Source organism: Desulfocastanea catecholica (assembly GCF_054657295.1).
This window is the reverse complement of record NZ_BAAHYZ010000009.1, coordinates 74,984-94,086: the sequence shown is the minus strand read 5'-3', so window position 1 is coordinate 94,086 and position 19,103 is coordinate 74,984. Positions and strand designations below refer to the sequence as shown.

18 protein-coding genes are annotated in these 19,103 nt (G+C 50.7%); 7 read left to right on the top strand and 11 right to left on the bottom strand.

What is annotated here, in order from left to right:
• Positions 1–56: 56 nt before the first annotated feature.
• The 3 genes from ACYQ8U_RS10210 to ACYQ8U_RS10200 all read left to right on the top strand — a co-directional run bounded on the left by ACYQ8U_RS10210 (position 57) and on the right by ACYQ8U_RS10200 (position 3,291).
• Positions 57–368 carry a YdhR family protein gene (locus tag ACYQ8U_RS10210; protein ID WP_459945436.1) on the top strand — a complete coding sequence of 104 codons (312 nt, stop codon included), beginning with the start codon at positions 57–59 and terminating at the stop codon, positions 366–368.
• A 213-nt stretch (positions 369–581) separates the two neighbouring features.
• On the top strand, positions 582–1,442 hold the full coding sequence (locus ACYQ8U_RS10205) for a radical SAM protein (RefSeq protein ID WP_459945435.1): 861 nt from the start codon (positions 582–584) through the stop codon (positions 1,440–1,442).
• Between the two features lie 193 nt (positions 1,443–1,635).
• Entirely contained in the window at positions 1,636–3,291 is a 1,656-nt protein-coding gene (locus tag ACYQ8U_RS10200) for a sensor domain-containing diguanylate cyclase (protein ID WP_459945434.1), read from the top strand.
• 7 nt (positions 3,292–3,298) lie between these two features.
• On the opposite strand, the gene ACYQ8U_RS10195 is transcribed toward ACYQ8U_RS10200, so the two are convergent.
• The 5 genes from ACYQ8U_RS10195 to argJ all read right to left on the bottom strand — a co-directional run bounded on the left by ACYQ8U_RS10195 (position 3,299) and on the right by argJ (position 8,019).
• Positions 3,299–4,081, bottom strand: coding sequence for an SH3 domain-containing protein (locus ACYQ8U_RS10195; RefSeq protein WP_459945433.1), 783 nt, complete (start codon positions 4,079–4,081; stop codon positions 3,299–3,301).
• A gap of 261 nt (positions 4,082–4,342) precedes the next feature.
• The gene (locus ACYQ8U_RS10190; RefSeq protein WP_459945432.1) at positions 4,343–5,344 is read right to left on the bottom strand and encodes an ABC transporter substrate-binding protein; all 1,002 of its coding nucleotides are present in this window, start codon (positions 5,342–5,344) and stop codon (positions 4,343–4,345) included.
• A gap of 57 nt (positions 5,345–5,401) precedes the next feature.
• Entirely contained in the window at positions 5,402–6,151 is a 750-nt protein-coding gene (locus tag ACYQ8U_RS10185) for an ABC transporter permease (protein WP_459945431.1), read from the bottom strand.
• Positions 6,141–6,833 (bottom strand): ATP-binding cassette domain-containing protein, encoded by a 693-nt coding sequence (locus tag ACYQ8U_RS10180; protein WP_459945430.1) that lies wholly within the window; start codon positions 6,831–6,833, stop codon positions 6,141–6,143. Before ACYQ8U_RS10180 ends, ACYQ8U_RS10185 begins: the two co-directional genes overlap by 11 nt.
• Position 6,834: 1 nt before the next feature.
• Positions 6,835–8,019, bottom strand: coding sequence for a bifunctional glutamate N-acetyltransferase/amino-acid acetyltransferase ArgJ (argJ, locus tag ACYQ8U_RS10175; RefSeq protein ID WP_459945429.1), 1,185 nt, complete (start codon positions 8,017–8,019; stop codon positions 6,835–6,837).
• A 221-nt stretch (positions 8,020–8,240) separates the two neighbouring features.
• Between argJ and cls the strand changes: the two genes are divergently transcribed.
• From cls to ppk2, 3 genes are all read left to right on the top strand, one after another.
• Entirely contained in the window at positions 8,241–9,803 is a 1,563-nt protein-coding gene (gene cls, locus ACYQ8U_RS10170) for a cardiolipin synthase (protein ID WP_459945428.1), read from the top strand.
• A gap of 6 nt (positions 9,804–9,809) precedes the next feature.
• Positions 9,810–10,559 (top strand): metallophosphoesterase family protein, encoded by a 750-nt coding sequence (locus ACYQ8U_RS10165; protein ID WP_459945427.1) that lies wholly within the window; start codon positions 9,810–9,812, stop codon positions 10,557–10,559.
• A 165-nt stretch (positions 10,560–10,724) separates the two neighbouring features.
• Complete coding sequence (gene ppk2, locus ACYQ8U_RS10160) at positions 10,725–11,669, top strand: polyphosphate kinase 2 (protein ID WP_459945426.1); 945 nt, start codon at positions 10,725–10,727, stop codon at positions 11,667–11,669.
• Positions 11,670–11,760: 91 nt separating this feature from the next.
• Here ppk2 and secA read toward each other — a convergent pair whose 3' ends face one another.
• The 6 genes from secA to ACYQ8U_RS10130 form a co-directional block, all read right to left on the bottom strand.
• The gene (secA, locus tag ACYQ8U_RS10155) at positions 11,761–14,313 is read right to left on the bottom strand and encodes a preprotein translocase subunit SecA (RefSeq protein WP_459945425.1); all 2,553 of its coding nucleotides are present in this window, start codon (positions 14,311–14,313) and stop codon (positions 11,761–11,763) included.
• Between the two features lie 117 nt (positions 14,314–14,430).
• On the bottom strand, positions 14,431–14,676 hold the full coding sequence (locus ACYQ8U_RS10150) for a hypothetical protein (protein ID WP_459945424.1): 246 nt from the start codon (positions 14,674–14,676) through the stop codon (positions 14,431–14,433).
• A gap of 14 nt (positions 14,677–14,690) precedes the next feature.
• On the bottom strand, positions 14,691–16,349 hold the full coding sequence (gene argS, locus ACYQ8U_RS10145) for an arginine--tRNA ligase (protein WP_459945423.1): 1,659 nt from the start codon (positions 16,347–16,349) through the stop codon (positions 14,691–14,693).
• A 6-nt stretch (positions 16,350–16,355) separates the two neighbouring features.
• Positions 16,356–17,483 carry an alanine racemase gene (gene alr, locus ACYQ8U_RS10140; RefSeq protein WP_459945422.1) on the bottom strand — a complete coding sequence of 376 codons (1,128 nt, stop codon included), beginning with the start codon at positions 17,481–17,483 and terminating at the stop codon, positions 16,356–16,358.
• 23 nt (positions 17,484–17,506) lie between these two features.
• Complete coding sequence (locus ACYQ8U_RS10135; protein ID WP_459945421.1) at positions 17,507–17,941, bottom strand: hypothetical protein; 435 nt, start codon at positions 17,939–17,941, stop codon at positions 17,507–17,509.
• 82 nt (positions 17,942–18,023) lie between these two features.
• Complete coding sequence (locus ACYQ8U_RS10130) at positions 18,024–18,209, bottom strand: ferredoxin family protein (protein ID WP_459945420.1); 186 nt, start codon at positions 18,207–18,209, stop codon at positions 18,024–18,026.
• A gap of 309 nt (positions 18,210–18,518) precedes the next feature.
• On the opposite strand from ACYQ8U_RS10130, the gene ACYQ8U_RS10125 reads away from it, so the two are divergent.
• Positions 18,519–19,082: a 3D domain-containing protein gene (locus tag ACYQ8U_RS10125; protein ID WP_459945419.1), complete on the top strand. Its 564-nt coding sequence runs from the start codon at positions 18,519–18,521 to the stop codon at positions 19,080–19,082.
• Positions 19,083–19,103: the final 21 nt, after the last annotated feature.

Sequence of the window (19,103 nt, the reverse complement as noted above, 5' to 3'; positions counted from 1 at the left end):
CACACGAATCCACCATGGAAGGTTAAGATTATATCTGTACGAAATTGGAGGTGCCAATGTTTACGGTAATTGTAGAATTTAAACTGCCTGAAAAAATTTCAAGAGACCAGGCAAAAGAGACTTTTTTGAGTACGGCGCCAAAATATAAAAAGATGGCGGGACTCCAGCGGAAATACTATTTTCTGTCGGAAGATGGCACAAAGGCAGGAGGAATCTATCTCTGGCATTCCCGCGAAGATGCCGATCGAATTTACACGGAAGAGTGGAAAACTTTTGTTCGGAGAAAATATGGTACGGATCCTTTGATTACCTACCTTGAGTGTCCCGTGGTGGTCGATAATATTTCCAATGAGATAATTTCAGATTGAAAAGAAATGGGGTAAAGTCGGATTGTCTCTATCGCAGCAGTGCACATGTCCTGGCTGCGATTTGTCGAGGGTACCGCGCGGTTCAAATTGCGCGGTACGCGTATGCAGTTTGCAAATGTTAACGGAAAGTAAATAACGGCGTTGGTAATAAATACCTATGGAGAAACATTAAGCTCATGTGAGTCTTGCCCCAGAAAATGCGGTGTTGATCGTTTGGCTGGGCACTTGGGATATTGTCGGACCGGAGCGGGGTATCAGATCGGTTCCATTTGTCTGCATCACGGTGAAGAACCGGTGATCAGCGGACAACACGGTATCTGCAATGTCTTTTTCAGCCACTGCAATCTGCAATGCTGCTACTGTCAAAATTATCAAATCAGTCGTAATTTCGGACTGGAAGTTGAGTACACTCTTGCGCTCGATAATGTCGTTTGCAAAATTGCGGCGATATTGGCCCAAGGTGCCCATGCCGTTGGTTTTGTTTCGCCTTCGCATGTGATTCCGCAGGTACAAAGCATCATTTGTGCATTGCGCGACCAGGGGCGTAATCCGGTCACCGTCTATAACACCAATGGTTACGACCGGGTAAAAAGTCTCGCTGCCCTGGCTCCTGTCATTGATGCTTATCTCCCCGATCTGAAATATATCGATAGCAACTTGGCCGGGCAGCTCTCCGGGGCTCCCGACTATCCACAGGTTGCCATGCGTTCGATTCGGGAAATGGTGCGGCAAAAGGGGTTGGATCTCGTGCTGAATGGTGAAGGAGAGATTCAGTCAGGAGTGATTGTGCGCCATCTGGTGCTTCCCGGTCAAGTCGAGAACAGTCGGCGTGTGCTGCGTTTTCTGGCCGAAGAAATCTCCCCCCGGATCACCATTTCGCTTATGTCCCAATACAGCCCACAGTCAGGAGGATGCCCATTCCCAGAGTTGGATCGAGGGGTGAGCCAGGAGGAATACGCTGAAGTCCTGGACGAAATGGACTTTCTCGGCCTGGAAATCGGCTGGGTCCAGGAACTGGAAAGCTGTGAATGTTACCAGCCTAATTTTGTCAAATTTCATCCGTTTGAAACATAAGCCAATTTTGTGACCAGAGTTAATAATACGTAATAAGCCTGTTATTTTTTTTATACTGACAGGATGCTTGTAATTACAATTCACAATGAAGTATCCTTATCGATGAGCATTTCATCTCCTAATCTCTCTCCTCCCTAATTTTATGAATAATCAACAACATACAGCAGGATTCAGGTCTATTCGAAATCGGATTTTGTTTTTTTCAATACTGGTCACTTTGATCCCGTCGTTAGGGATGGGCTGGTTCTGGTATGACCTGAGCCACAAGGCCACAACCGAGAAAGTTGAAAAGAATTTGTTTAATTCTGTCGATATCGCCAAACGTGAAACCAACCTCTGGTTCAAGGAACGAAATTACGATCTGCACGTTTTTGCCGATTCGTTTGTTGTTCTCGACAATTTGAGCCAATATCATGCAGCAAGCCGAAGCAACGTACCGAACAAGGAGATAAAGACAGCATCGAATCTGCACATAATCAATAATTATCTGACACTTATCAGGAATCAATTCACAGATTACCGACGCTTGCTGGTACTCGACTGCGAAGGGCAGATTATTGCCGCCTCAGATACTTCTGATCAGCATCGCCCGGTTATCTTGCCTGACAACTGGAAAAGTCAGATTGTCAGGTCGCGTTTTTTTACCGGAGACGCGTATTTTATCGAAGAGGATCCCTCTCCCATGATCGTTATCGGGGCTCCTCTTTTTTTGGGGCAGGATTCGACTCAGCTTGGATTTTTTGTCATGGAGGTGCGGCTACAGGGGCTTCTACCGCTGCTCAAGGCCTCTCGGTCCAAAACCGATAAGGGGATGAACTCCGAAACGATCATTCTGCTTAAAAAGGACGGTCGCTATATTTTGTCCACGGCCTCGCCTGAGAATCACAAAGAAACGACCAGTGCCCCAGCTCAGGTTCTGGACCTGTTCAAGAATCCCCACCACCTTCATGACTTCGTTGATGACCGGAACGTGCGGGTTGTTGGTCTGGCGATCTCTTTTGACGATCTCCCATGGGGACTCCTCATTGCCGAAAACTATGACAATGTCTTTGCCGATCTGATCCAGGCGCGGAATCAAATCATATTGATTACCTTGTTCCTCACCATAATCATCGGCGGTACGGCTAGCATCATCACCAGTCAGATCATCATCCCACTCAAGTCCTTAACCAATGGTGTGTTGCGGGTGGCTGGTGGAGATCTGGATGTCTCTGTAAATATTCATAGAAATGATGAACTAGGCATTGTCACCAGGATGTTCAATCAAATGGTGTGTCGATTGAAGAAGAATCGGGCAGCACTTGTGCAGTTAGCCACGACCGATCCGCTCACCAAGCTGGCCAATCGGAAGCAGATCATGGAAGATCTGGCGACCAATTTTGAACACTATCGAAGATATTCATCTGAGTTTTCAATCCTGATGATCGATATTGATTATTTCAAAACGGTCAATGACACCCATGGACATCTGGCAGGTGATGCCATTCTGGTCCAACTCGCCGGCATTCTCAAGGAGACCTTGCGCATCGTGGACAGTGCCGGGCGCTACGGGGGAGAGGAATTCCTTGTCATTCTGGGAGAAACAGGCATTCACGAGGGACTGCAAACTGCTGAGCGAATCCGACAGGCGGTGGACCAGCATGTTTTTACCTGTGAGGATGTGTCGCTGCATATCACCATCAGTATTGGGTTGACGGGAGTCGTTGCGGAAGACAAAAATGGCATCAGCCTGATCGATAGGGCCGACAAGGCGTTGTATGCGGCAAAGGCCGCCGGTCGAAACCGAATTTTCCTGGCCTCGGACAACGCATCGATTTCCTCTCATGCCAGCGAGGATTGCCCCGCATGATTCCCGGTTATTTGACAGGTCTGGGGAATGGGGGAGTTGTTTCAGAAACAGCCAGCAGGGAATAATGGATCCAGCCCTCCTGGGTGATATTGCTGGTTACTTTTATCCAATCTCCTTGATATCCACTGGCGGTAACAGGTGTTCCCGGGGCCAGTGTCACTAAGATTTTCCCTCGTTTGGTGGGCTTTTTTCGAATATTGCTTCGTTTCGCTAAATTCAGATGCAGGGGGCGGATGAATTCTGCATAGGTACTTTTTTCCATGCTCCTGTTCATAGCTGTTTTATTCCGTATAGCCTGTATCAATTCCACAGCCTGAAACGCCCGAGAAACGGCCGTGTCGTAATTGCCTTGCTCCAACTCAACCTTGCTCTCCGCTATGAAACGATCGGCCTGCACAAAGAGGAGTTGCTCACCGTCAGAGGCAAGCTTCTTAGCTGCATTGATATCCGTCTCAACCTCAGCCAGATATGTCACCACCTCAACCTTGGTGTGGAGAGTAGGTAACATCATTGCCTTGGTATGTGCTATCTCCTGGGTAAGATGTTCCTGCGTGGATTTGATCCTGTCGATTTCCTTCTGTTTCTCCACTAACTTAATCGCCAAGCTGGCGGTTACTGCATTCTTTTCAACTAGTTCGGCCGCCAATTGGTTGTTTTTTTCTTGTAATATATTGTTTTGATGCAGGACTTCCGCTTCTTTCATTGATGAACAACCAAAGAGCAGGGTGGAAACGACAAACAGGAAGAATACTACCAGGGAGTCGGATGAGAATCGTTTGTTCAGCAGCATGAAGATCATATGCAAGTATTCAGAGGATTGAGAGAAAAGCCCACTATGTAAATATATCTCTTGAAAAAACACAATCGTAAGTGGCTTGACAATGTCTTTAACAAAAGAATATCAAAGGAGAGAACGGAATGACAGAGAATTATGCTTTTTAAGCGTTTCCATACTCCTGGCTCATTTTGATTCCCAGAGATAAGCCAAAGGTTATTTGTTGATGAATGGCACACCGACACCGGAAGCAATGCGAAGCCGTGTATGATTCCCCTATTCGACACCACCGTCAATCGGCCTTAATATTGCCCGGATATCGACCTCCCTGGGCAGTTGTTTCTGAGCCCGCATGATACGCTCGGTCTGCTCCCAGCCCTGTTTATCGATTGTGCCGATGGCAAGCGTAGTATCTGGCTGAATTAAATCGCGGGTGATTTTCAGCTGCTCTTCCAGGATCGGGCGCGGCGTATCCGGATCGTACTTTTGCAGAGTATCGATGGCTTCTTCCTGATTTTTCGGATCAAGCGCCTGCTGCCACCCGGCAAGCAGGGCCGCCAGGAAACGCTGCACCAGTTCGGGCTGTTCCGTCAAGGTGCGCGTTTCGGTGACGACGCAGTTGGCGACGAATTTCACCCCGAATTCCGCCGGATTGAAAAAGGCGGTCTTTTCTCCGGCTTTCTCCAGTTGTGCCGCGATAAGCGGGCCCTGGGCATTCCGATAGACCGGCCAGAGCTGAACCTGGCGCCGGTAAAACGGCGTGTAGTCGTAGCGGACACTAAAGAGCGTCACGTCGGAGCTGCCGAGGCCGGCTTCAGCCAGCATGGTGTTCATAATGGTTTCATCGTTGCCGCCAAAGGTGACACCGATGACTTTCCCTTGCAGATCGGCAAGATTTCCTATCTGCATCTCCTCCGGGCGATACATCCATTGCAGCGGGTTGACCTGGAACAGCTGGGCGATCACCACCACCGGCGCTCCCTTGGCGCGCGCCCGAAGCACCTGGTCAGCGGAGGCCTCGCCAAAATCGGCGTAGCCGAGTTCCAGCTCCCTGATCGCATCCCGCTCCGGTCCACCGGCTTTGACCTCCACATCAAGCCCGGCTTTGTCGAACAGATGGTGGGTTTCGGCATACAAGGCCCCGACCACGCTGACATTGCGGAGCCACTTCAGGCGGTAAACGATTTTTTCACCCGTTTGGGCGCTGGTTGCAACGAGCATCGCCATTGCCAACAGAACACAGGCAGGCAGAATGAGAGTTTTGGCTTTGCTGTTCATTGTTGCTCCTTCTTTGGTATGAAAGGTCCGGTCGTATCCCATATCCAGTGAGGGGAATTACCTTCCGGTCCAGGCCCGTTTTATGACTGCCCCCAGCGATTCCAGCAGTGCCTGGTAGATGGCAATGGTGATGCCGATCAGAAAAAGGGCGATGAGAATCTTGCCCAGATCGCTTTGATAGAGGGCGATCCGGATATTGTAACCGATGCCGGCATTGGCGGCGATGAATTCCCCGACAATGGTCCCGGCCATGGCCAGGGTGGCGCTGCCGGCGATGACAGTGGTCAGTTGCGCCAGGTTTTCAAAGGTGCGGATCTTGACCTCCAGTTGCCAGCGCATGCGACCGGTGACCCGGTAGAAATGTTCGATATCGTCAACCGGCTTGGACATGATGCCTAAAACGGAGAGCAGCACCGGAAAGTAACAGATCATCGCCGCGATCAACAAACGGGTGAGAAAACCGTCGCCAAGCAGGATGAAGAGAATCGGCGCCAGTGCGACAATGGGGTAGGCCTGAAAATTGTAGGCGGCGACCTTGATGAACGAGCCAAGCCAGGTGGACTGACGGCCGGTGATGCCGATAACAAACGCCATGCCCACCGAAATGATCTGGCCGATCACCGCCACAGACATGGTATTTAAGGTGGCGAGGCTGTACCCACGGTATTCGGCGATCAAGGTCTGGAAAATGCCGGAGGGGGCCGGAATGACGTAATCGGACAGCGCGAGGCTATATTTCAACGCCATCAGGCCGCCGAGAAACAGGACGTAGATGATAAAGAATTGCAAGACGCGTCTAGGCAGCATTCATGATCTCCAGCAGGGTCGCATCCAGGGCCGCGCGCGAAAGGTCTCCTTTTTTCAGGACGTTGCAGCCTTGAATCATGATGGTCTGTGGCGCCTTGCCCCTGCCGCGGAAAACCAGGATCGAATCGCAGAATTTGGCAACCTCCATGACATTATGGGAAATATAGATAAAATATCGCTGGGGAAACATCGCCTTGATGGCCAGAATAATCTTTTCCCGGGTAAGTTCATCGACGTTGGCCAGGCTTTCGTCCATAATCAGCAGGTCGCAGTCCTGCAGCAGGTAGCGAATCAGGTTGACCCGGTTCTGTTGTCCCATGGACAGCTGGTCAAACCGGGAATTGATGCAGTCGGACAGGCCGAATATCTCCACCAGCTCGTTAATGCCGGCACGCATCGACGGCGGAATGACCCGCGTTAAATGACGGCCTACCGCGGACCAGCCGGGCAGCCGCTCCTTATTATGTGAGTAGAAGAGGGTGTTGAGCCCGTCGGTTGCAACCCTGCCGGAGGATCTTTTGATATCGCCGGTGATGATTTTCGCCAGAGAGGTTTTACCCACCCCTGAAGGGCCGAAAAACGAATGGAATCCCGGTGTCGTCAGTTGAAATGACACTTCTTCAAAGAGCTGGTGTTGTGCTCCGGGATAGGTGAAAGCAACCTTGTCGCAGATCAGGGACATCCTATGACCGATAATCCGCGTTAATTTTCACATAGTCGATGGAGAAGTCACAGGTGTAAATTTCTTCACAGCCGGGCCCGTCTTTCAGATCGATACAGACGGCGAAACTTTTCTCCTTCAGAACCTGCGTGGCGGCAGCCAGGGCCTCAGGTCCCAACGACAGACCATTCTTGACAATCAGCACATTGCCGAAGGCCAGATCAACCCGGTTGGGAGAAAATCGTACGCCGGAGCGTCCCATGGCCGCAAGGATTCTTCCCCAGTTGGCATCTTCTCCGAAAAATGCTGTCTTCACCAGGCTGGAGGTAGCGACGGTTCTGGCAATTTTTTCTGCATCCGCATTCTCTTTGGCACCGCAGACCCTGATGGTGATAGTTTTCGTCGCACCCTCGCCATCGCTGACTATCTGCAGGGCCAGATCCTTCAGGACATTTTCGAGCCCATCCTGAAAAACCTGTCTGTCCTGTGGAGAATCACCGTCGATCCAGGGATTTTCAGCGGCCCCATTAGCCATGACCAGCACCATGTCATTGGTGCTGGTGTCCCCATCAATGGTTATCCGATTAAAGGTCCGTTCAACGCTTTTGCTAAGAGATCTATGCAGTTCCGGAAAATTGATTCGGGCATCGGTAAAAACAAAGGACAGCATCGTCGCCATATTGGGCATAATCATTCCCGCCCCTTTGGCCATGCCCATTATTTTGACCTCCTTCCCGCCGATATTCACTGTAGTTTCGGCAATTTTCCGGACGGTGTCGGTGGTCATTATCGCCTCGGCAACCTTTTCGAAATTATCGGCAGACAGTTCGTTGACAAGTGCCGGCATACTCCGCGCAAAGGGTTCGAGGTTCAGCTGTTCGCCGATGACACCGGTGGAGGAGAGCTGTACCAAATCATCGGCAATGCCCAGCGCCCCGGAAACCAGACTGCTCGTTGCCCTGGCCACCTCCATGCCCTTAGTGCCGGTACAGGCATTGGCACAGCCGCTGTTGACCAGAATGGCCTGGGCATGTCCGCCCTTCAGCCGCTCTTTATCGATAAGGACAGGTGCCGCCTTGACCTGATTGGTGGTGAATAATCCTGCTGTTACGCAAGGGGTCTCGCTATAGATAAGTCCGAGATCCAGCCTGTCCGCATATCGTATGCCCGCCTGCACGGCGGAAAATAAAAATCCTTTAATGTTCATAACATTTCTAGTCCATTAGTCATTATTCAGCTTTTGTTTTGAATCGCGGTTACCCATCCAGATTAATTTCTCACGCATCCAACAGATACGCAAAATACATCTACCACTTATCCAGCTGATTATGCTACTTTAAAATTATCGGCACAGCGGTCACAAAACAGTAATACCTGGTTTCCACTATCATTGATAGATATTCTCTCTGGGGTATGCGGGAAAATGCAATGTTCGGCAAGCAATCCGACCATATCGGACTCAATGGAATTAGACGGTTTTATGTCATGGATATTCTAGACCCCCACGGGAATTACACCCTCTTCTCAACGCTCGTGCTGCTGGCTGATTTTTTTATCCGAATCGGCCTGTCCGTCAGGGTTATTATGCGCAAACGCCCCTACGGGGTTTCACTCGCCTGGTTGGTGGTCGTCCTCGTCGTACCTTTTTTCGGAGGTTTTTCCTATCTGCTCCTTGGTGAAAACCGGCTACCAGAAAGACGCACGGCGAGAGCAAAGGTTGCCTACAATACCTATCTCCGCTGGCAGAAAACCCTGCAGAACAGAGCGCCGGTTTCCTGGCGTAACATCAATCCCGAATGCATCCCTCTCCACCGGCAGGCCCAAACACTGGTAGGCATCCCGGCGATGGCCGGCAATAATCTGACGCTTATTACCTGCCCGGAAGAAATCCTCAGTTCGATAAGCCAGGCAATCCAGGCCGCAACTTCTACCTGCCACCTGCAATTCTATATCTGGGAGGAAGGCGGACGGGTGAACACGGTTATCAATGCCCTGATGCAGGCTGCAGCCAGGGGCGTGAGCTGTAAAATATTACTTGATTCCATCGGCAGCCGTGATTTTCTGAGGAGCGAAACCGCAGCCAGAATGCAAAACGCCGGGATAAAAATCCAGGAATCACTGTCCGCCGGCATAATCAATGCCCTGTTTTCAAGAATTGACATCCGTAACCACAGGAAACTTGTCATCATAGACGGCCGAATTGCCTTTACCGGCAGCCAGAACATGGTCGACCCCGAGGTGTTTAAAAAAGATGCCGGAGTCGGCAACTGGATTGATGTGATGGTCAAGGTGGAAGGTCCGGTGGTCGAATGCATAGCCGGAACCTTTATCAGTGACTGGTTTCTCGATACGGACGGGGAAAATATTCGCGCCGAGTCATTCCTCAAAGACATAACCATTGCCGCTGATATGGGTGCCAAGCATCCCCAGGCCGTTGCCGGAAAATCGGCAATCCAGCTTGTCCCTTCGGGACCAGGTCTGGTCCCCGAGGCTATTCACAACCTGCTCCTCACCACCATCTACGCCGCCCGTCAAGAATTAATCATGACCACCCCCTACTTTATTCCGGACGAGCCGCTGCTGGCCGCACTGAAAGCCGCCGCCCAGCGGGGTGTAAAAGTGAAAATCATTATCCCCCGACACAACGACTCCCTCCTGGTCAAGTATGCCAGCCGTGCCCGATATCAGGAACTCGCCGACGCCGGAGTACATATTTTTCTTTTTCATGGCGGCCTTCTCCATTCCAAGACCATTACCGTCGATCGTGATTTTTCGCTCTTTGGGTCAGTCAATCTGGATATGCGCAGCTTCTGGCTCAATTTTGAAGCCACGCTCATAATTTACTGCAAAGCATTCACCAAAGAACTGTTCGCTGTACAACAGGATTACCTCAGTCAGTCTCTGGAACTCGACATAGATCTCTTTTCGGCAAGAGGCCGGTGGGAAGAATTTAAAGAAAACACCGTCTTGCTGGTTGCCCCCCTCCTCTGATGATTGATGACTATACGAATCTTACTCATATCCGATATCCACGGCAACTATCCTGCCCTGCAGGCGATCGACCGACAGCTGGATGCCGCCTCCTTCGACTACATTGTCAACCCCGGCGATTCTCTCGTCTATGCACCTTTTCCAAATAAAACACTCACCTGGCTGGCCAAACACCAGGCCATCTCCATCCTCGGCAACACCGACAAGAAAGTCATCAAACTGCTTTTGGGCAAGTCGTTCAAGAAACCAGGGAAACCCGATAAACGCATCATGTACACTTCAACTGCGAAAGATTTATCGACAAGAAGCCGTCGCTATCTCCTCTCCCTGACGACAAGCTATATATTGAAGATCTTCCCCCAGGGAAAAAGCACCGGAAAGCACGCGATGAGACTGGGGATATTTCACGGCAGCCCCGCCGACGATGATGAATTCCTCTTTACCGATACGCCGGACACCAGGTTCCATGAACTGGCCGAGCTGACCAATTGTCAAATTGTCGTCACCGGCCACTCGCATACCCCCTACCACAAAACCGTGGCAAACATCCATTTCATCAATCCGGGCTCGGCGGGCAGGATGTTCGACGACGATCCACGAGCGTCCTGCGCCACCCTGGAGATTACCGCAGACTCGCTCACCGTCCACCACTTCAGGATAGACTATGATATAGCCGAAGTAGTCGCGAAAATCAGGAAGAGCGGCCTCCCGGGAATATACGCCACCATGTTTCAGGAGGGCAAAAAATTGAATTAACCTGTACATTTTGTCGATTTCTTTGCTATTGTACTGCAACAGCAAACATTTTCACCCAGGCATGCACGTTTGGCAGGACCGGTAAGGCACCAGCGACGGCTCCTGCTTCAGGTGCTCCCGGCAGCATTGAGACATTCACCTTCCCTTTCAATCGAGGAACCTCGTATGGCTAAACAGAAAGCAACAAAAAAGCAGCAGCGTCCGTCGGAAGACCCTAAAATATCGCAAGAAACCGCTGTACTGGAAAAAACGAGGCTATTGGAAGGAACCGCCTATAAAAATATCAACACCGAAAAGGGTGATGACAAGACGGCTATCTGGGTAAAAAACGAACATCTCCGGTATGAAATAGAATTAAAAAAACTCCAGATCGAACTTATGAAAATGCAAAGTTCGATGAAGGCGACCGGACAGCGAGTTCTGGCTATCTTCGAAGGACGGGATGCGGCCGGCAAGGGAGGGACTATCAAGCGGGCAATTGCTCATCTTAATCCACGGAACACCAGGGTTGTCGCCCTGATGAAACCCAATGAGACAGAATTGAGCCAGTGGTATTTTCAACGCTACGTGGCGCATCTGCCATCGGCCGGGGAAATAGTCATTTTTGACCGCAGCTGGTATAACCGGGCAATGGTTGAACCGGTCATGGGCTTCTGCACCGATGAACAAAACAAGCGTTTTCTCAAGGATGTGCCGATGTTTGAGGAAATGCTGGTGAAAGACGGTATCAAACTGTTCAAATTCTATTTTTCCGTATCAAAACAAGTGCAGAATGCCCGCTTTGAGTCACGAAAAACCGATCCCCTGAAACAGTACAAGCTCTCTCCGGTTGATAATCTGGCCCAGGAGTACTGGGATCAATACTCCATTCGTAAATTTCAGATGCTCTCGGAAACCAATCGGACCCTCTCCCCCTGGACGATCATTCGATCAAATGACAAGAAAAGGGCTCGAATCAACTGCATAAAAACCATCCTCAGCCAGATGGACTATGCCGACAAGCTTGGGGTGGAGGAACTTACCCCTGATCCTGAAATTATTGTCTCCGGCATCGACGAACTCAAGCATATGGAAGAAAACCTGATGCAGCCGGAGCTTCTGCACGGCTGATAAAGCGCCAACAGGCCGGCTGGAAAAACCAGTCGGCCTGTTGCGTAAATCTCGGCATTCCGCGTTGCCTGTACCCTCTTGCGTTAGAGAGCTAGGCCTCTTTGCCGCAGCATTTTTTATATTTTTTACCGGAACCGCACGGGCAGAGAGCATTTCTGCCGACCTTGTCTCCCTCGCGCCGCACCGGTTGAGCGAGCTCCGGTTCCTGCCCGGCAGCCATCTTATTCATGCGCAGCTGTTCCTGTTCATGACGTTTACGCCGCTCCTCCTCCATACGTTCCACATCGTCTTCGCGTACCACCCGTACCCGCATGAGGCTGGAAACAACCTGTGATTTAACCGTCTCGACCATCCGGCCGAACATCTCATATCCCTCGCGTTTATACTCGTTGAGAGGATTTTTCTGACCGTACCCGCGCAAGCCGATACCCTCTTTCAGGTAATCCATGGACAAGAGATGGTCTTTCCAATGACTGTCGACCACCTGCAGCAGAATGAGTTTTTCGATATGCCGCTGGGTCTTGACCCCATTTATTTCATCTTGGGTTTTATAGGCCTGTCGGACAAAATCAAGGGTTTTTTCCGTAAAGGATTCCCTTTTCAATCCGACCAGTTCCTCTTCCGGCCATTCAGGCACATGGTGGAAGAGTTCCCCCATACGGGTTGTAAATCCCGGCCAGTCCCATTCGGCGGAGTCCAGGCGATCCTGACAGAATTCTCCAGTGACTTCATCGACAAGATCCTCGATCATATCCTGGACAACCTGGCTCACATCGTCTTTTTCGAGTACATCCCGGCGCTGCCGATAGATAACCTCTCTCTGCTTGTTCATGACATCATCATACTCAAGCAGATGTTTCCGGATATCAAAGTTATGGCCCTCAACCTTGCGCTGCGCGTTCTCGATGGCCCGGGATATCATGTTATGCTCAATGGGTTCATCTTCTTCCATGCCCAGCTTGTCCATGATACCGGTAATACGCCCGGAACCAAAGATCCGTAACAAATCGTCTTCCAGAGACAGATAAAACCGTGAAGACCCAGGGTCCCCCTGACGACCGGAACGACCGCGCAACTGGTTATCGATACGACGGGATTCATGGCGCGACGTGCCGAGAATATGCAGACCGCCCACCTCGACGACTCCCGGCCCGAGCTTGATATCCGTTCCTCGGCCGGCCATGTTCGTGGCGATGGTCACCTTGCCGAGCTGTCCGGCACCGGCGATGATTTCCGCTTCTCGCTCATGATGTTTGGCATTGAGGACTTCGTGCTCAACTTTGTTTTTCTTCAACATAGTGGAGATTTTCTCCGATACATCAATGGAAATAGTCCCCACCAGCACCGGACGTCCAATCTTGTGCAGTTCGGCAATCTCCTTGACCACCGCCCGATATTTTGCTGCCTCGTTCTTGTAGATAACATCGGCGTAATCGATCCGGACCATCGGCTGGTTGGTCGGCATGACCACCACGTCCAGATTGTAAATCTTCTTGAACTCGGGGGCTTCCGTATCGGCGGTACCGGTCATGCCCGCGAGTTTTTCATACATCCGGAAATAGTTCTGAAAAGTAATCGAGGCCAGGGTCTGATTTTCCTGTTCGATTTTCACCCGTTCTTTGGCCTCGAGGGCCTGATGCAGGCCATCGCTGTAGCGCCTGCCCTCCATGGTTCGGCCGGTGAATTCGTCAACAATGATAACCTGATCGTTCCTGACAATATAGTCGACATCTTTTTTGAAAATGACATGGGCCTTCAGTCCCTGATTCAGATGATGCAGCTTTTCTATACTGGTCGGATCATAGAGATTCTCCACTTCAAGGAGTTTTTCGCCAAGGGCAACCCCCTCTTCCGTCAGGGATACCTGCCTGGACTTCTCGTCCAGGGTGTAATGCTCATCTTTCTTGAATTTGGGAATAATCCGGTCGACATTTTTATAGAGATCCGTGGAAATGTCTGCCGGACCGGAGATAATCAGCGGCGTTCGTGCTTCATCGATCAGAATGGAATCGACCTCATCGACAATCGCAAAATTAAAGCCACGCTGACAAAAATCAACAAGGTCAAACTTCATATTGTCCCGCAGGTAATCGAAGCCGAATTCGTTATTGGTTCCATAGGTAATATCGGCGGCATAGGCGGCACGGCGTTCTTTGTCATCTAGGCCATGAATAATCTTGCCGAAACTCATACCGAGAAAGGTATACACCTTGCCCATCCATTCACTGTCACGGGCGGCCAGATAATCATTGACGGTAACGACATGTACTCCTTTCCCCGTCAGCGCATTGAGGTAAACCGGCAGCGTTGAGGTTAACGTTTTTCCCTCGCCGGTTTTCATCTCGGCGATTTTACCCTGGTGCAGCACTATTCCACCGACCAACTGGACATCATAATGACGCTCGCCAAGAACCCTTTTACCCGCCTCGCGAACAACGGCAAAGGCTTCCGGTAAAAGATCGTCCAAAGGCTCACCCTTTTCAAGTCGTTGCTTGAATTCCACGGATTTTGCCGCCACTGCCGCATCATCCAGCGACTGGATGCCGCTCTCCAGCTCATTAATCCGGGTAATTACAGGTCGAAGCTGCTTGAGATACCTTTCATTACTGCTGCCAAAAACCTTAGTAAGTATTTTTCCTATCATCGTATCCAGCCGTTTATTATTATCGGTGAAAGCATCTTCACATTATTACAAGGCAAAAAAATCGCCGCTGATCCTCTTTGCACAAATTCACGCATGCGGATAACACTGTATTGTTGCCTATTCTGCTTCTTTGACAACCTTCTTTTCCGCACGAATCACCAGAGGACCGATTTTTTTTGCAGGCTCCTTGGCAACAACACCGTTTTTTTCGTAGGTGGGCAGCAAAAGTGACTGCCCGGCCCAGACGCCAAGCAAAAACATCCACAGAAAAAGACAAAAAGTTATCACGGCGATGCCGGCGATCGCACTCTTCGTCAACTCAAATTTGAGCTTTTTTGCCTGGGGTTTTCGCCTCACTGCCATTTGACGCAACCACCTTACATTCGATCCGGAGCGGAGAGGCCGAGCATATCGAGACCATTTTTCAGCACCACCTGCAGTGCTCTGATCATACAGAGCCTGGCCCGACTGAGGGGGATGTCATCGGTGATTACTTTGTGTTTGTTATAGTAGCTATGCAATTGTCCCGCAAGTTCCATGAGGTAAAAGATCATTTTATGCGGTGCCAATTCCAGCGCACTGCTTTCTATGGTCGCCGGAAAGGTCGACATAGTCTTGAGCAGCTTGAGTTCTTCCGGCTCAGTAAGGAGCACCGATTCGGCAACATCGAATTGCGGTTCGGCAAATCCCTTCTCCGCCGCCTGACGCAGAATGGCACAGAGCCGTGCGTGACCATACTGCACATAGTACACTGGATTTTCCTGACTCTGTTTGGTCGCCAGATCCAGATCAAATTCGAGCTGGCTATCCGCCTTACGCATCATGAAAAAGAATCTGACCGGATCGACGCCAACCTCATCCACCAGCTCGTCGACGGTGACAAAGTTGGCCTTTCGCGTCGACATTTTTACCTGTTTCCCGTCCCGGGTAAGCGTGACAAACTGATGCAGAACCACGGTCACTTTGTCCGGATCATACCCCAGTGCCTTCACCCCGGCGAGCACATCCGGTACCGTGGCAATGTGGTCGGAGCCGAAAATATCCACCAGCCAGTCAAAATTTCGCCGGAACTTCTCCCGGTGATAGGCGATATCCGGCAGACGATAGGTCGGTTCGCCGCTACTTTTGATGATGACCCGGTCCTGCTCGTGGCCGAAGGCCGTGGTCCTGAACCACACCGCATTGTCCTGCTCGTAGACATAACCCTTGGCTCGCAGCTCGGCAACCACATCATCGATATGGCCGTTTTCATAGAGGGATCGTTCATTATAGTAATTATCGAAAACAATACCCATCCGTTCCAATGTCGCAGAAATATCTTTGAAGATATGTTTTTCCGCCTGTTCCTTGAAGGGGGTGACATCCTCATGGTCTTTCAGGGAATCGCCCCGTTCTTCAATCAGTGAGCGACTGATATCGATTATATACTCGCCCTGATAGCCGTCTTCGGGAAAGGAAAATTCTTCACCGAGTAACTCGAGATATCTGGCGCGGGTTGACTCGCCGAGGACCCGCATCTGTCTACCGGCATCATTGTAATAATATTCCCGAAACACATCATGGCCGGTTGCCTCAAGTAACCTGGCGATGGCATCACCAAGAATCGCCTGACGACCATGGCCTATACTGAGCGGCCCGGTCGGGTTGGCACTGACAAACTCGACCATCACCTTGCGCTGGCCACCGACCCTGCTTTTACCAAAGGCTGCACCCTGGGCAATAATCTCCGGGATCAACCTGCGCCACACATCATGATTGATAAAGATGTTGACAAAGCCGGGCCCGGCAATCTCCACTTGGGCTACGAGATCAGTCTGCCTGGCTAATTTTTCGGCAATGATCTGGGCTATCGCCCGGGGATTTTTCTTTTCAATGCCGGCCAACACCAGTGCAAAATTAGTGGAAAAGTCACCCTGCCCTTCATGTTTGGGCAACTCAACGGTAAATTTGCCGGCCGCGCCGCCTGTCCATACGCCCTCTGCAACACCTTGGTCAAAACAGTCGTCGAGCACCTTTTTCAATTGTGAACGGATCATTCGTCTCTACTCAATATATTCTCGTTGATTATTATTCCCCAGCAGACAGAGAACCTCGTAACTGATACTGCCCATTTTTTCCGCTATATCGTCGGCGGTGATGTTCCCCGAACCCTGTCGACCGAGCAGGACAACCACATCGCCTGGCTGCACCCCCTCGATATCATTGACGTCAATCATGCACATATTCATGCAGATTCTTCCAAGAATAGGAGCAGGACAACCACGAACAAGGACATGCCCCCTGTTGGACAGTGCCCGGGAATAACCGTCTTCATAACCGACCGGCACGATGGCCAGCCTGGTTTGTTTATGCGTCTGAAAGGTATGGCCATAGCTGACCCCCGTTCCGGCAGGCAGCGTCTTTACCTGGAGAATTCTCGAGGTAAAGGACATCACCGGCAGCAGATCCGCAGCCTTCTCGTCGCCTGGGGGAACCCGACCGGCAGGATGGTATCCATAAAGAGTAATGCCACACCGCACCATATCGCAGTATGTGGCGGGAAAATTAAGCACTGCTCCGGAATTGGCAATATGACAAATACCGTTGAACCGGTTTTTCAATTCCCGGCAGGCATCGGCGAACAGTTGAAAATTGTGGCCCGTGCTCCTCGAAGCCGGATTGTCCGCTTCCGGGAAGTGACTCATTATTCCGGTGATTTTAATTTTCGGTAAACACGAGATGGCATCGATAAACATCGGCATCTCCGCCGGAAAAAGCCCCAGTCGGCTCATCCCCGAATCGACCTTGACATGGACACCGATTTCCTGTCCCAGGGCAACTGCTGTAGAGGAAAGGGCCTGGGCTGCTGCATAGCTGTAAATGACCGGAGTCAGCTGATATTGAAACAGAACCCCGGCGTCTTCTTCGGCAAAACCGATGGTCACATAAATATCACCCTGCATGCCCGCCTGCCTCAGCAGGACGGCTTCACGCAATTCAGCAACGCCAAAGTTCCTGCAGCCGGCACGTTCAAAGGCCTTTGCCGCCATCACCATGCCATGGCCGTACCCATCAGCTTTGACCATGGCCATGACCGGAACCCCTGCGCCTGCTGTCTTCTGCAGCAAGGTATAGTTCTGCTGTAACGCGGTACAGTTTATTTTTATGCTATTAAACGATGTAGTATACATAGCGGCAAAAAATGCGGAGAAGATTACTTTCTATTGAGCCATGCCTGCCAGGCGAGCCTGCTGGACAACAGCAGCGCCCAACCAATGGTGATATACAGAAAAATGAGCAGACTAATGGGAAGAAAAGAATTTCGCAAGATAACACCCATACCCATCATGCACAATACCAATATCCATGTTTTTACGGAGTATACCGCGCCAAGACAGGTCCCATTCTTCAATGTGAGGATACGGGCAATTCCGCGTCGGGCGGATTTGTCGAGGATGAAATACGCTTTAAGACTGCCGGTGAGGATCGCAGCAGATGGAATCAGGAACTGCCAGTCGCTCAACTGACTGAGTCGAAAAATACCTTTGCAAAATAACAGCAAACCAATCGTCGTCCAAAGCACGGCAGACAGGAAAAGATGGGTGCGTCTATTCCCCCCCGGTTTAAAACGAGACAGATCGTTTACCATTAACACCTCACCATGCATAAATGAAACAAGCCCATCTCCTTTGCAGGAGATGGGCTTGTTTTTAAAAATAGAAGCGCGGGTATCAGACTTCGTTTACAGTGATGGCGCCCTCAGGACAGACTTCGACACAGGTCTCACAACCAAGACACTCGTCCATCTCTACCGGCTCTGCTTTACCATCGACCATCTCGAAAACCTGCGCGGGGCATGCTGCTACACATTCTTCGTCACCGATGCATTTATCTTTGTCTACTATTACTTCAAACATGAATTACCTCCATAAATTGTGAGTGAAAAACAAGTATTCATCATACTTAGTTGGCTATCCGAACATCATTACGATCCTGTTATCAGGTGTCATATTGCATTAATTCACGGCCAGTTTTTTGTCAAGAAAAAACGGTTTACCGGTTGCCGCAAAACCATATCATCATTGGAACCGTTATTGTAACCTACTGATTACCGACGAATCGTGGTATCATGGTGCAGTATAAAAATATTTTCCATTAATTGCCGCACGCCGGCATAATTGCTCCTTCATTGAGTTCCTTACAATGCCATGAGACGAAGAGTCGCAATGCAGAACAATACACCGGGCAACCGAGCTGGTCGCCTGCTCGTTTTGTTGTCAATGCTTGCGCTGCTGCTGCTCAGCGGCTGTGCCAAGCCACCGGTTGCGAGAATAATGGAAACCACCGCCTATTGCGGCTGCTCTTCCTGCTGCGGCTGGGAAAGGGGGAGCTGGCACCTGCTCAAACTCGATTTCTGGAACCGCTACGTCAGTGCAGGTCCGAGTGCCGGCAAACCATACAGCGGCCTGACCGCCAGTGGCACGGTGCCCTACGAAGCAGAGGAGGGACTGTTCTCCATGGACTCTCTCCACCGTCCCTGGATGATCCCCATTCGTCTGGTGTTTTTCCCCTGGTATCTCCTGCCCCAGGAGGGTACTATCGCCGCCGATACAACATATTATCCTTTCGGTACCCGCATGAATGTTCCGGGCTATGGTTGGGGTGTGGTCGAAGACCGGGGAGGTGCCATCAAGGGGCCGGACCGGATTGACCTCTTTTTTAATTCGCACAGTGATGCACTTGTCTGGGGCAGGAAAAAAGTACGGGTTGTCATTGAATATCACCGATGACACCCCCGGCCCAAGGGAACC